This window comes from Bacillus sp. sid0103 (assembly GCF_019219025.1).
Map to the genome: position 1 here is coordinate 246,177 of NZ_JAHUWN010000004.1, position 13,775 is coordinate 259,951.

14 protein-coding genes and 2 riboswitches are annotated in these 13,775 nt (G+C 40.9%); all 14 genes read right to left on the bottom strand.

Annotated features, from left to right (window positions below):
• Positions 1-12: 12 nt before the first annotated feature.
• Complete coding sequence (locus KW850_RS06870; protein ID WP_218346822.1) at positions 13-567, bottom strand: nitroreductase family protein; 555 nt, start codon at positions 565-567, stop codon at positions 13-15.
• Positions 561-1,322 (bottom strand): uroporphyrinogen-III C-methyltransferase, encoded by a 762-nt coding sequence (gene cobA / locus KW850_RS06875; protein ID WP_218346823.1) that lies wholly within the window; start codon positions 1,320-1,322, stop codon positions 561-563. The genes KW850_RS06870 and cobA overlap by 7 nt, the downstream gene beginning before the upstream one ends.
• A complete protein-coding gene (locus KW850_RS06880; protein WP_218346824.1) occupies positions 1,319-1,948 on the bottom strand; it encodes a precorrin-2 dehydrogenase/sirohydrochlorin ferrochelatase family protein in 630 nt (209 codons plus the stop codon). The genes cobA and KW850_RS06880 overlap by 4 nt, the downstream gene beginning before the upstream one ends.
• Positions 1,917-3,302 carry a cobyrinic acid a,c-diamide synthase CobB gene (locus KW850_RS06885; protein ID WP_218346825.1) on the bottom strand — a complete coding sequence of 462 codons (1,386 nt, stop codon included), beginning with the start codon at positions 3,300-3,302 and terminating at the stop codon, positions 1,917-1,919. Before KW850_RS06885 ends, KW850_RS06880 begins: the two co-directional genes overlap by 32 nt.
• The gene (locus KW850_RS06890; RefSeq protein ID WP_218346826.1) at positions 3,299-4,435 is read right to left on the bottom strand and encodes a cobalt-precorrin 5A hydrolase; all 1,137 of its coding nucleotides are present in this window, start codon (positions 4,433-4,435) and stop codon (positions 3,299-3,301) included. Before KW850_RS06890 ends, KW850_RS06885 begins: the two co-directional genes overlap by 4 nt.
• A complete protein-coding gene (gene cobM / locus KW850_RS06895; RefSeq protein WP_218346827.1) occupies positions 4,428-5,210 on the bottom strand; it encodes a precorrin-4 C(11)-methyltransferase in 783 nt (260 codons plus the stop codon). The genes KW850_RS06890 and cobM overlap by 8 nt, the downstream gene beginning before the upstream one ends.
• On the bottom strand, positions 5,210-5,914 hold the full coding sequence (gene cobI / locus KW850_RS06900) for a precorrin-2 C(20)-methyltransferase (protein ID WP_218346828.1): 705 nt from the start codon (positions 5,912-5,914) through the stop codon (positions 5,210-5,212). Before cobI ends, cobM begins: the two co-directional genes overlap by 1 nt.
• Positions 5,914-7,110 (bottom strand): precorrin-6y C5,15-methyltransferase (decarboxylating) subunit CbiE, encoded by a 1,197-nt coding sequence (gene cbiE / locus KW850_RS06905; protein WP_218346862.1) that lies wholly within the window; start codon positions 7,108-7,110, stop codon positions 5,914-5,916. Before cbiE ends, cobI begins: the two co-directional genes overlap by 1 nt.
• Positions 7,085-8,221: a cobalt-precorrin-5B (C(1))-methyltransferase gene (locus KW850_RS06910; RefSeq protein ID WP_218346861.1), complete on the bottom strand. Its 1,137-nt coding sequence runs from the start codon at positions 8,219-8,221 to the stop codon at positions 7,085-7,087. The genes cbiE and KW850_RS06910 overlap by 26 nt, the downstream gene beginning before the upstream one ends.
• Positions 8,196-8,870 carry a precorrin-8X methylmutase gene (locus KW850_RS06915; RefSeq protein ID WP_218346829.1) on the bottom strand — a complete coding sequence of 225 codons (675 nt, stop codon included), beginning with the start codon at positions 8,868-8,870 and terminating at the stop codon, positions 8,196-8,198. Before KW850_RS06915 ends, KW850_RS06910 begins: the two co-directional genes overlap by 26 nt.
• Entirely contained in the window at positions 8,851-9,627 is a 777-nt protein-coding gene (gene cobK / locus KW850_RS06920; protein WP_218346830.1) for a precorrin-6A reductase, read from the bottom strand. The genes KW850_RS06915 and cobK overlap by 20 nt, the downstream gene beginning before the upstream one ends.
• A gap of 9 nt (positions 9,628-9,636) precedes the next feature.
• Positions 9,637-11,259 carry a precorrin-3B C(17)-methyltransferase gene (gene cobJ / locus KW850_RS06925; protein WP_218346831.1) on the bottom strand — a complete coding sequence of 541 codons (1,623 nt, stop codon included), beginning with the start codon at positions 11,257-11,259 and terminating at the stop codon, positions 9,637-9,639.
• A gap of 139 nt (positions 11,260-11,398) precedes the next feature.
• Positions 11,399-11,576: riboswitch (cobalamin riboswitch) on the bottom strand.
• 147 nt (positions 11,577-11,723) lie between these two features.
• A complete protein-coding gene (locus tag KW850_RS06930; RefSeq protein WP_218346832.1) occupies positions 11,724-12,026 on the bottom strand; it encodes a hypothetical protein in 303 nt (100 codons plus the stop codon).
• A gap of 25 nt (positions 12,027-12,051) precedes the next feature.
• Positions 12,052-12,852, bottom strand: a complete 801-nt coding sequence (locus tag KW850_RS06935; RefSeq protein WP_218346833.1) for a HoxN/HupN/NixA family nickel/cobalt transporter — start codon at positions 12,850-12,852, stop codon at positions 12,052-12,054.
• Between the two features lie 155 nt (positions 12,853-13,007).
• A riboswitch (cobalamin riboswitch) is annotated at positions 13,008-13,197 on the bottom strand.
• Positions 13,198-13,775: the final 578 nt, after the last annotated feature.

The following is a 13,775-nucleotide window of genomic DNA, read 5'->3' on the forward strand; positions in this document are numbered from 1 at the left end:
GTACAAGCCTCCCTAAAGCCAAGTTGTTTTTTCTGCAAATGGTGTACGCTTTTTCGCGGAAGTGATTTCTTCTGCAGGGTAACCAATGCATAACGTCCCTACTAATTGCTCTCCATCCGGTGCACCAATAAAATCATGTAATACTGTATCATGCACTAAGCCAACACCGCGTGTACGCCATACCATGCCTAAACCCAGCTGTTCGGCCATTAACCACATCGACATAATCGCACTGCTGACTGCAAAGGTATTATCTTTGGTTGCACCTTCATCTCCAACCACAATGGCAGATGTCACAACAATGACAAGCGGTGTTTTTGTGATGGCTTCCATTGAGCTTTCCACTAAATGTGGTTTTGTTGGGAAACGTTTTTGTAAATAATCAAGCGCCACCTGCTCATAACGGTTTAAGCTGTCACCCTGTAATACATAGAAATGCCATGGCTCACGCATACGGTCATTTGGTGCATACGTTGCTGCTTCTAATAACGTCTCAATTTTGTCACGTTCCACTTCGCTCGTTTCAAATTGGCGAATCGCACGGCGTTTTTTTAATGCATCTAACATAATTCATGCTCCTTTTCTATAAACCAGGTAATTTGATCCCGTACACTAACCACCTCGCCAACTAAAATCATGGATGGATTAGAGATACGATGGATTTGAATATCTTGTGCAATCGTGGAGAGATTGCCTGTAATCGTACGCTGATTTTTGGTTGTGCCCCATTCAATAACGGCAACAGGGGTTGTTTCACTTTTACCATAGGATATTAAGCTTTTCGTAATATGCTCGATATTGCCAATGCTCATATAAAAGGCCACCGTATCAATTTGAGCAAGCGCGGACCAATTTAAAAAGTCCTGCTCCTTTTCCGGGCGGCCATGACCTGTAACGATCGCAAAGCTTGCAGCATGATCACGATGTGTTACAGGAATCCCTGCATAAGCAGGCGCCGCAATCCCCGCTGTAATACCCGGCACGATTTCAAATGAAATATCGGCTTGCCGTAAAATCGCGGCTTCTTCTGCACCACGTCCAAAGACAAATGGGTCACCGCCTTTTAAGCGGAGGACCTGCTTGCCAAGATTAGCTTGCTCCACTAGTACACGATGAATTTCATCTTGAATCAGTCCATGCCTGCCTGGTTCTTTTCCACAATAAATCAGCTCGGCGTTTGCTTTCGCATGTTTTAATAATTCAACATTCACCAGACGGTCATATAAAATCACATCTGCTTGCTGAATGCACTCTAATCCCCGAATCGTCAATAGTTTTGGGTCACCAGGACCAGCTCCTACAATATATACAAATCCGCTCACCGTTTTTCTCCTATACGCTGCTGCAGCCACGCTTCACATTTTTGTTTTTCACCTTGCTCCATCCATTGTAATAACTGTGGATCCAGGAGCTCTGCTAATAGCTGTTTTTTCCCATCGCCCGTAAACACTTGTAAAATTCGCTGACGCGCTTCCTTTAAAAATGAAACATACTGCGCGTAATGTACTCCAAATTGCTCTTCTAAATCCGTCTTTACTTGGCGTGTCAGACCTGGACTAGCTCCTGACGTCGATACAGTCAATACGAAATCACCACGGCGAACGACTGCTGGATTGATGAAATCAACACGTCCTTTTGCATCCGCACGGCTGAGTAATTGCCAATGCTGTGCCGCTTCTTCCACTGCATTATTTACCTCTTCGTCATTTGTAACGGCGAAAATCAGTGCTGCATCATCTAAATCAGAAGGTACAAATGCTTTTTCTTTCCATATCACAAGCCCTTCATTGATGTAGTGCTGCAATTTTTCGGTTACAGCTGGGCTTATCACTGTCACTAGTGCCTTTGTTGGCAGCAGAGCTTCTACCTTTTGACGAGCTACATGTCCGCCACCAACAATAACAACCTTTTTATAGTCAATATTCATTAATAGTGGGAAATAATTCATTGTTTACCTCCAAACATGCTGTCAGCCAATTTTTCACAAGCTGTGGATTCGAAGCAAAATGAAAGTGTGTATAGCCAGCAACAATATTTTTATGTAGATAACCTTCCTCCTGAGCACGAAAACGGCCTTTACTAAAATAAGCTGGTGATGTATGCTCCCCCTCATACGTTGAGTAATGGAACTCATGCCCTTTTGCCTGCTCCTCTTCATTGATTAGAAAGTTGCCTGGAACACCTGTAATTTCCCGGTATCCAAGTGCCGCTAATTTATCTTGCATCCGCACACGTCCTGGAATGATCCCGAGCATCGGGAATACCTGTCCTTGACGATTCACAATTTCCTCTGTTAAATACATAAAACCGCCGCATTCAGCTAATGTTGGCACCCCTCGCTCAAGCGCGGCTATTATTGATTGCTTCGTTTCCTCATTTTTCGCCAATGTTTCAGCAAACTCTTCTGGGAAACCGCCGCCGATATACAGCCCCTGAGCTTTTTCTGGAACTTCTTCATTTTGTAATGGAGAGAAGTAATGTAATGTGGCACCATATGTACGGAGTAATTCTAGATTTTCTTCATAATAGAAGTTAAAGGCGGCATCCTTTGCAACTGCAATATGTATTTCTTGTATTTGCGGCTGTGCATCAAAGATAGATTCAGATACGTCCAATGATTGTGTTTTTGTAATTTCCAGAAGTTGTTCAATATCCACTGTTTCTTCGATTGCTTCTGCAAGACTATCAAAATATGAATCTAAATCACCACGTTCAATGGCTGGCACTAAACCCAGATGACGGCTTGGCATCAAAGGGACAGCTCCTTTTGGCAAATAGCCAATGACAGGAATTCCACATTCTTGTTCAATTGCTGATTTGACAATTTCAAAATGGCTTTTACTTCCTAATTGATTGGCAATAACACCAACAATATTGGAGCTTTCATCTAACATTTGAAATCCTTTGACAATCGCAGCCGCACTTCTTGCCATACTTGCTGCATTGACAATTAAAATGACGGGACTCTTTGTAATCTCACTAATATGAGCAGCAGATCCTTCATTTGATAACGGAGATTTGCCATCATAAAAGCCCATCACTCCTTCAATAACAGCTGCATCTGCATCTTGACTCGCTCTTGCGACAATGGCACGAACTGTATCATGGGACATCATGAAACTATCAATATTACGAGAAGGGCGTTGTGTGACAGCTGTATGATACGTTGGGTCAATATAGTCCGGGCCGCATTTAAAGCCCTGGACTGTTAATCCACGCTTCATAAGCGTACGCATGATGCCGATTGTGAAAGTTGTTTTTCCAACGCCGCTTCCTGTGCCGGCTAGTACAAATCGATTCATCGTACTTCCTCCTCAAAGTTGACACGTGCAATGGATATAGTCACATTTCCGCTTTTCTTTTTCTCCAGCAGTAACTCTTTCGCATTCGCATAATGCAATGCGGCCGGCTCACTGACCCCATATGCACCTGTATATTTAAAGACTGTTTCGGATGGGTTTTGTATCGGTATTTCATTTAGCTGGTCAGGTGTGTAAGTTACAAATGGCCAGTTATGTTTAGCGGTTAATTCAAGCAGGCCTGTTTCGTTTTTCTTTAAGTCGATGGTCGCAACTGCTTTGACACTTTTTTTACTTAAACACAGCTCAGCTAATGTTTCATCTATGACTTGTTCAATTTCTGCCATTGCCGTACCACGATTACAGCCAATGCCAAGTACAATTGATTTTGGACGATACAAAACTCCGTTCTCGAGCAGTACCTTTTCATGTGCCTCAATTAAACGATCTGTAATAAGCAGTGCCGCTTGTGGCTTTGCCATGATCGCTTCATCTATCGTTGGATAAATTTTTAAATTGTCAGGCATTGAGCGATCGTACATCCACCAATTTTTTTCACCCGTTTCCTGCACGATCGCAACATGCTCTTCATTGACAACCGATGCACTAACAGGTGTTAATTTTTCTTCACTATCCCACATCCACCCAAATTGGGCGCCAAATAAATCCACAGGAATCGTTTTTTGAACATCTGAAGCTGTTGTTACAACTGGTGCAGCACCAATCGCTTTTGCAAATTCATGGGTTAAGGCATTGGCACCGCCAATATGCCCCGATAATACGCTGACGACATACTGACCTTTATCATCCACCACTAACACTGCAGGATCTTTCTTTTTATCAATCAAAAGCGGAGCAATCATGCGAACGACAGCACCGAGGGAAATGATGCAAATAATTCCTTTATACTGCTGGAACAAAGCGGGCAATAATAGTCGAACCGTACCATCAAATAACTGAATTTGGCGCGTTTCTTCGTCGCCCTGCTCGAATTTCTTCATATAATAAAGGTCCGCATACGGAAATTTTTCCGTGTAGCTTCTTGCATGTGCCACCCCATGTTTCGTTATGGCGACGAGGGCATATGGTTTGCGCTTTACAATAACAGGAATTTCACCTTCATGTAACCTAATCATTTGCCTTCACACCTTTACGGAAGCCATGAGTAAAGGTTTTGTCATAGAGCTTCGAACGATAATTTTTTTCATGAATATGCGGGTCTAATGCCCAGCCTGCTAGAATCATCGCATGCTTGCGAATGCCGTTGACACGCATTGCTTCATCTAATTCAGCCAGTGTTGTCCGCACAATTTTTTGGTCAGGCCACGAAGCACGTTGCACAACAGCAACTGGTGTATCATCTGCCCAGCCTGCTGCCTGCAATTCTTTGGTAATTTTCTTTGTTAATGTCGCACTTAAAAACATGGCTATCGTACAGTGATGGCTTGCTAGAGCCTGTAATTTTTCTAGCTCTGGCACAGGTGTACGTCCTTCAGCCCGCGTTAAAATGAGGGTTTGAGTTAGATCAGGAATCGTCAGCTCTGCACCAACTGCTGCTGCAGATGCAAAAACAGAACTTACACCTGGAACAACTTCATAGCTAATATCATGCTGCTTCAGTAGTGCCACTTGCTCCATCGTTGCACCGTACATCGCCGGGTCGCCTGTATGTAAACGTACAACCTTTTTGCCTGCATTGACACGCTCGATAATACATTCCACCATTTCCTGAAGATGCATCCCTGCTGTGCGGATAATTTCTGCCGACTCCTTCGCTTCCGCTACTAACGTTTCGCTTACGAGAGAATCAGTATACATCACAACATCCGCTTCTTTTAATAGCTTTAAGCCTTTCACTGTGATTAAATCCGGATCTCCCGGACCTGCTCCAATAATCCAAATTTTCTTCATTATTTACGCACCACCATACATGACAAGTAGTTTAATTCTGTACCCCGTAGTTCATTGATCTTCCAAATTACCTCTTCATCAGATGTAACTTTTGTAACGACATGTGCTTTTTCTAATAAATTCATATCCTTCAGTAAATCGAGCATTGCGTCTATAACTTTTGCTACTTTGATAAAGACGATCGCATCGTGGTTTTCAATTACTCGGCGCATTTCTTCCATGTCCTCCGTAGCGGGTATCATGGCGACATGGTCATCACCATCAGCCAATGCAATCCCTAAGCGATTAACAGAACCATTAAACGACGAAATGCCTGCTACCGTTTCAATCGGAACATCAGGGTACATCGATTTCATTAAGTTCATTAAATGTATAAATGTGCTAAACAGCATCGGATCCCCTTCAGTCACAAAAGCTACATCTTTTCCTTGAACTAAATAGCTATAAATAGTTTCTACAGATTTTGTCCACTCAGTACGCAGGGTATCTTCATCTTTTGTCATGGGGAATACCAAACCAAGCATCTCTTTTTCTGCCGGGTTAATATACACTTCAACAATACGATGGGCATAAGATTTACTGCCCTTTAATTTTTTGGGATAAGCAATGACTGGGCTTTCCTGCAATCTGCGAAATGCTTTTACTGTGATTAATTCTGGATCTCCCGGCCCAACACCTAATCCAAATAAGGTTCCCATTCTCATTATTCTTTTCCTCCTTTCTTTGCTGTCACTATATAGATTGGATTTAACGGTTCAAAACGTGTTAAATTTAAGATTGGCTTACTTTTTGAAATTTGTGCCTGTAATATCGATACTTCACAGCCTAATATTTTTAGATGTTGCAGCGCTTCTGCCAGATTTTCGATCGTTGCAATATTCATAACAAGGCGTCCATTTGGCTGTAAGCGTGAAATACATGTTTGCAATAAATGCTCCATATTTCCACCGTTACCGCCAATAAAAATCGCATGTGGATCTGGAAATTCATCCAGACGGTCAGGTGCCTTCCCCAGCACTGCAACAAAATCTGTACGATGTTTTAATTGATTTTCCAGGCAGTTTTCAAGGTCACCATCATTTTTTTCAATTGCATACACGGCACCTTCCCGAGCCATTTTAGCTGCTTCAATCGCAACTGAACCTGTGCAGGTTCCTATATCCCAAACAATGCTATTTTCCTTAAGCCCTAACTCTTGCAGACAAAGCGTCCGAATTTCTCTTTTAGTAATTAATCCTTTATCTGGCTTTCGCTGAAGAAATGCATCATCCGGAATTCCAAGAGAAGAACGTTCCACTACCTCACGCTGTTTTAAAATCACAACATTCAATGGAAAAAAGGAGGTTTGCTCCATTTCGTCCAATGTGAAACAGCGGCAGCGCTCGTTCTCACCTTGTAGATTTTCAGCAACGAAGGCATCATATTCAGTCATGCCGAATCGCTTTAAATAGGTTGCAATTGCCTGCGGAGAATTCGTTTCATCAGTTAAAATAGCAATTTTTTTACGCCCATCAATTCTTTGTGCTAACCCTTTTATGGAACGGCCGTGCAAGCTGACAATATACGCATCCTGCCAGCTTTCCTGCATTTTAGAAAAAGCGAGCTGTACCGAGCTGGCATAAGGATAAATCGTTAATGGAAGCTTCTTCACAAGTACACCGCCAAGTCCATAAAATAGCGGATCACCTGACACTAAAATAACGACATTTCGTGTTTCTTGCTGTAATTCAGCTGTTAATGCTGACAAACCGCCTTTGATTACTTTTTTCTCTTTTTTAAATTCCGGGAAAAATTGTAAATGACGCTCCCCGCCTACAAGTACATCACATTCATTGATCCACTCAGCATATTGGGGGAGCAATCCTTCCGCGCCATTATCCCCTATACCAATCATCTTCATCCAATTTGTCAATATTCTCAGCCTTTCCTAAACAGTCTCCATTCATGGCATACAAGGTTGTCGACACTTTGATATCAGTATTCATATGATTCAAAGCATAATAGCAGCAGTTTTTGCAAAGTGCTGCTATGAATGCCTCGTTTCCCTGAAGCATATCTCCAACCTGTGAAGCTGTATTCGCCTGTAAAATTTCTCGCTGCGTCTCCTCATCAACACCTACTTTATTGGCAATACCTGCTAAAAACTCAAAGCTTATAGGTGCACTTTTTGAGTGAACCATCATAACGCCTTGGGCAACTTTTGAGAACTTCCCCATCATCCCTACTAACGAGACTCTCGGAATCTTCTTCTGTGCAATATTTTTTAACGTAAAACCAACAAAATCGCCCATTTCTATAAATGCTTCTTCTGGTAAATGAGGATATTGCTGCATAGCATATTTTTCACTGCGTCCACCTGTTGTAATGACTAAATGCTCACATCCTGATTCTTTTGCTACATTGATCGCTTGTACGATACTTGCCATATAAGCAGAACTTGAAAATGGAACCACTGTTCCCCGTGTACCTAATATCGAAATTCCGCCGATAATGCCTAAACGCCCATTCAATGTTTTTTCAGCAATCTCTTCACCATCTGGTACGGAAATGACCACTTCAATTCCACAATCCAATTTATATTTTTCAATTGCTTCTTGTACAACACCACATATCATTTTACGCGGTACAGGGTTTATCGCTGCTTGACCCACTGGTACTGGTAGTCCCGCTTTTGTCACACGCCCTACACCAACCCCGCCATCTAAATGGATACCTTTTTCTTTTGAATAATGAACGGTACTCTGAATTCGTGCTTGATGCGTAGCATCAGGGTCGTCACCGGCATCTTTGATCGTTTCACACATTACCCTGCTATCTGACACTTCAAATGCGGTTACTTTAAATGTTGCATACTGGCCAACCGGTAAATAAATCGTGACTTCATCTGGTACCTTTCCCACGACAAGAGCTTGCAGTGCTGCCTTTGTCATCGCTGTTGCACAAGCTCCTGTCGTGTAGCCGTGACGCATTTGTGAAGGATCTTTTTTATTTCGTTTCTTTTGCTCGTTCATCCGCCATAATCGAAATGGCATTAAGTGCAGCGACCGTCACTGTACTGCCACCCTTTCTCCCTGCGTTCGTAATAAATGGAATCCCTTCCAGCACTGCTAACTCCGCTTTCGACTCTGCTGCTGATACAAAGCCGACTGGCATTCCAATAATTAAATCCGGTTTTGCCACACCGTCTTTTATTAAACGTATTAACTCCAGCAGCGCGGTTGGCGCATTGCCAATGGCATAAATTCCTCCTTCATGTAAACGCGTTGCTTTTTGCATGGAAATAATAGCCCGTGTTGTTCCTTGAGCCTTTGCTTCCTTTGAGACATCTTCATCCGCAATATAACAATGCAAGTCCCCGCCATGCTTTTGGAATCGCTTCCGACCTGAACCACTTTCAATCATTTGTACATCCGCCACTACATGACGGCCCGCTAAAATGGATTGAATCCCTGCCTCAATGGCATCTGGCGTAAAAATCATGCTGCGGCCTAACTCAAAATCTGCTGAAGCGTGAATCACCCGCCGAACAACTAACCATTGCTCATCTGTAAATGAATGTTCGCCCATCTCTTCTTTGATAATGGCGAAACTGTGATCATAAATCTTGTCTGGATCGACCGTTACAGGAATAAATTTTGTATTAAAGTTCATGTTTGCCATGAATAAAACCTCCCAATAGTTGAGTTACTTCTTCGAAAGAAGTACCAAAATTTTTATATTCTATCGCTGGCCGCTTTATTATAATTACAGGAATCCCTAATTGCAGAGCAGCTGTCATTTTTTCATCTACAGATCCCACTTTGCCGCTTTCTTTTGTAATCAATAGAGTCACATTATATTGCTCACATAGTGCTTTATTTAATGATTCCGAAAATGGACCCTGCAGCGCAATAATGTCCTTTTGTTTAATGCCTAACCTTTGGCACTTTTCCATGTTCCCTATATTTGGAAGCATTCTACAAATAAGCCGAATTTCATCACACATTAAATATTTCGTAAATATTTCCAACGTTTTGCTGCCTGTTGTCAGCATAATCGTTCCTTTATGAGATTGAGCTAATTTAGCTGCTTCTTCATAACTTTCAACTTCTGTAATTAGTGGAGAAATAAACTGTTCTTCTGGCCTTTCATAACGAATATAGGGAATATCACATGCTTGTGCTGCTGCCATTGCGGTTTTCGACGCTTCTTCCGCATATGGATGGCTGGCATCGATGACACAGGTCATCTTTTGCTTCTGAATAAGCGCCATCATGTCATCAACTGATAACCGCCCTACTTGATAAGGAATATGGTGGGCATATAAACTTTCGGCTGCAGATTCTGTGACAACTGTTGCTAATAAAGGATAGCCTTGATTTTGCAATTGAATGGCTAATGCTCTCGCATCACTTGTGCCTGCTAAAAATAAAATCATGTCTTCCTCCTAATCTCCACATGGTGCCGGCTCGACTTCAATTTTGGAGCTCATATCCTGATAGTTAAAATACTGAATTTTTTTCACTCTTTTAAAATATTTAAAAAGGCGTTCATTTGGATGGGCATTTTGTTTGTACTCTTCTATAATTTTCGTTAATAACGGCAGCAGCTGATCTGGTTCAATTCCTTCTGCTACTGGCTGTGCAGCATGGGCTGTACGGCCAACAGGCTTTGCGCCAATAAATAAATCAAATTTTTTCTTGCGGTAAACGATCCCGATATCATCGAATACTGCCCGATAACAGGCCATACCGCAGCCGTTGAAACCAATATGTAATTCTTTTGGAAGCTTTAAGCCCCTTAATTTTGCTGCTATTTCTTCTGCATATGGAATCGATTCTGCTTTTTCACCGTAGCAAAAATCACAAGCTTTTACATTTAATACATCGCCCACAGGCATGACAATTAAATGATTTTGTTCAAGTTTTTCAACAATCGATTCAGGCTGATCTGTTGGAATCTTTAGTAAAAAACGATGATCCGGTGTATATTCCATGGTGCCTGTCTCGCCAATGGTTTCTGCCAATACGCGCATTTGCTCTGGCTTAATAAATTTATTAGCAACACCAGGTGAAACAGCAAATTCAAATATATTTTCGATCGGCTGCTGAACCAAATGCGGATGTTCTATTTCCGATTTTGACACCATAGATAAAGCCTTTAAGGCCAAATCTAATGAGCTTACTTTCTGTTTATTTCTTTCAATTTGCTCATAACCAGCTTGCGATTCCCCTGTTTCTTGATTTAATGCCCATGGTTCGGCTTCCGTTTTCAAACGCTGATGCGGTTTTAAGCTTTGCTTTTCTTCACCTAACGTATATTTACGCTGATAACCTCGAGGGGTAATGATTTTATTGTCATAAAAGAAAGTAGAAGAATTCCCGATAATAACCGTTGTCAGCATTCCGATATCATGTTCAAGCATTTCAGCCAGTGTTGTCAGCACTACATTTTGATTTTCACGATAGGCACTTTTCACAAGTCCCACCGGTGTTTCAGGCGAACGATATTTTAATAGAATATTTTGTGCCTCTACTATTTGGCGTGTCCGTCTACCGCTTTTCGGATTATATAAAGCTATAACGAAGTCCGCCATCGCAGCTGCTTCAATGCGCTTTTCTATTACAGTCCAAGGCGTCAAATGATCACTTAGGCTGATCGTGCAGGAATCATGCATGACTGGCGCACCCAATAAACTCGCACAAGAATTTATGGCTGAAATACCTGGAACAATTTCTACCGCAATTCCTTCTTTTTCAGTCCAGCCCTTTTCAATCAGCACTTCATACACTAATCCAGCCATACCATAAACGCCTGAATCTCCGCTGGAAATGACTGAGACAATATGGCCAGCTTCAGCTTTCTTAACTGCATCCTGTGCACGTGACACTTCTTCTGTCATACCCGTACTGACAATGGATTTTGCTGTTACGAAAGGTTCAATTAGCTCCACGTATGTTTTATAGCCAATAATACAATCACTTTGCTGCAAGGCAACTACAGCTCGATTTGTAATATGCTCACGATCACCGGGACCGAAGCCAACAACAAAAATTTTTCCCTTTTTCATAGGCTTACCTCCAAATAAAAAATGCCTGCACTCCTTTTAAAAGGAATACAGGCATGTGAAATGGCAGTATAAAAAAAGCATACTGAAACACAAAAACAATAGGTATAATTGTCCCGCCTATACTTCTCCCTCCGAAAAGCAAGTGTCGTTTAAATAAGCAGGTTTCCTGACTTAAGCTTCTTTTTACTCTTACACCTTCCCGATTTCTCAGTGGCATTGTAATTTCATCAGCTCTTACAGTAGCGGGGGCTGTACTAGACTTTCACTAGTTTCCCTATTATCTCACAAATGTGAGCACTTATTTAAAGTATTTATTAAATTTTTTATAACTATACCATATAATCTCGGAAGTTAACATACTATTTTTTTTTTTGAAAATTTAATATAAGCTCCTTCTTAGGTTGAAATGGTGCTTTTAAAAAATTATGCATCGATAAAACCGGATTACTCGTCAGAGTTCCATCTTAAACTTGAATGCTGGGCCCATTAAAACATGATTCCATCATTTCAAACAGTTCTGCTTTCGAACTCGGATACTTTTTATTGGATAAATTCGTTCTTTGTAATCTTTCAAACACTTCCATAATCCAAGGTTTTTGTAAATGGCTTTTTTCAAGAATTTCTCTTTTATTAAAAACCTCAACGGCTGTTCCTTGAGCTAACAAATGCCCATTGTTTAAGATGATGACCTCCTCTGCCCACTCATAAGCTAGATCTACATTATGTGTAGACAATAGAATTGATAGGTGAAAAAAGAGCTCTGACACAATAAAATTGTCAGAGCTTTTTTAATTAATTCGTAGTATTTATTTCATGATTTTGTCTCTTAGAGCGAAAGCTTATAAAGATAAATGAAGCGACTAAGAAAATGAAAAGAATGATTCCCACGATTTCGAAATCTAGTTCTGCCCAAGGGTTAAAGAAAGTAAATGCCAGATAGAAGGAAACTCCGTATGCTAAGAAGACAATCACCCAACCCATTAGTCTTGACGCAGCTTGACCGATTTTGCTGGACTGATTCACCATTTTATAAACAATCATGGAATCAATTGTATCTGTAATCATCATGCCAAACATAAAAACTAATCCTAAAAATAAAGGTGTGTATTTACCTGAGTTACTTGCTGCCATGGACCAGACAGCTGTTTGACTTACCGTCTCGGCAGCTAAGGCAAACAAAGCCCCTACTAAAATGATAAGAAAGGGATTTGTTGTTCCCTTCGCAACTTTCGGAATAAACTTTCCCTTTAATCCACTAAGTTGAAATTCATCATTATTATTTTTAGTGCGTAACAGATTGTAAGTATTTATTGTGCCAATGAGGAATAAAGAAATAATGGATACCCATGATGCAAAATTATCAAAATAAGCTGGGAATGAAAAATTCTTTATCACCATTCCCAAAATCCCAGCCGTCATCGCTACCATTCCTCCATGACCAAATGAAAATAACGTACCAACCCAACGTGCAAATGGACTTCCCATTCTCCAGTTATAACGGGTTTGTCCATCAATAAAGGCAAGATGATCCGCATCTAACCCATGTCGAAGTCCCAATACAAAAACAAGTAAAAACAGTGATACAGTTTCCAATTAAAATTTCCTCCCTTTTATAAACAAAATACAACATAAAAAATCCTCAACCTTTGACAGATTGAGGATTTATGGGTACGTGCAAATAGACGACAAACTGGCAGAATACAATTGTCGTTTCATCTTCGTACACCTCTCCTTTCCGCGAAGGCTGTTTTGGTGTTACAACCTAGGTAGGTCTCCTGGCTTTTGAATCATCACGCTCTATCGTCTTCCCCAACTACATAGTTGAGTGACATAATGAAAGAGAGCTCCTCAATTACAGTGGCGGGACCACTCGGGATTTTCACCCGATTCCCTGTTACCCCATGTTTTCACACGGGCACCTAGTTTGCTTACAATTTAAAGTTCTAACTTGATTATACTTGTAATCTTCAACATCTACCATCAAAATTTTATTAATGTATATATGAAGTTGTATTAACTAAAAAATAAAAATGTTTCTTGTTCAACAAACCTGCACCTTTAGTTGAATAACACGGATGGAGTGAAATGTGGTACCCAACCCACGCATATCAGTTTGTATACCACCGTCAGCGTTTTTGCCTTCGTGCCAAGTTTTTAAGGTTATCCTTTTTCAACTTTTAGGATTGTATCCATTTCGGATTTAGCTTATCAAGGGAAAGTGCGCCCTTGACAAGCTAAATCCGAAAGATATTTGGTCTATAAGTTAAACAAGGAATAGCTCTATTCATACTGAATAAAACACCATTTTAAAACATTTGGGTGTGGTGGGTTGACAGTTTCGTTCATATCAGTTGTAGAACAAAAAATCCGGCTATGTAGCCGGATCTTAAACTCTTGCACCAGATTGTTCAAATAACATTTCTATGTAAAATTATCATTCATCAAGGGAAAATTTAGTTTCAATTAAGCATTTCTCTGAACTCTTCCGTCATTTGTTCGACTACCTCAGATCTTCC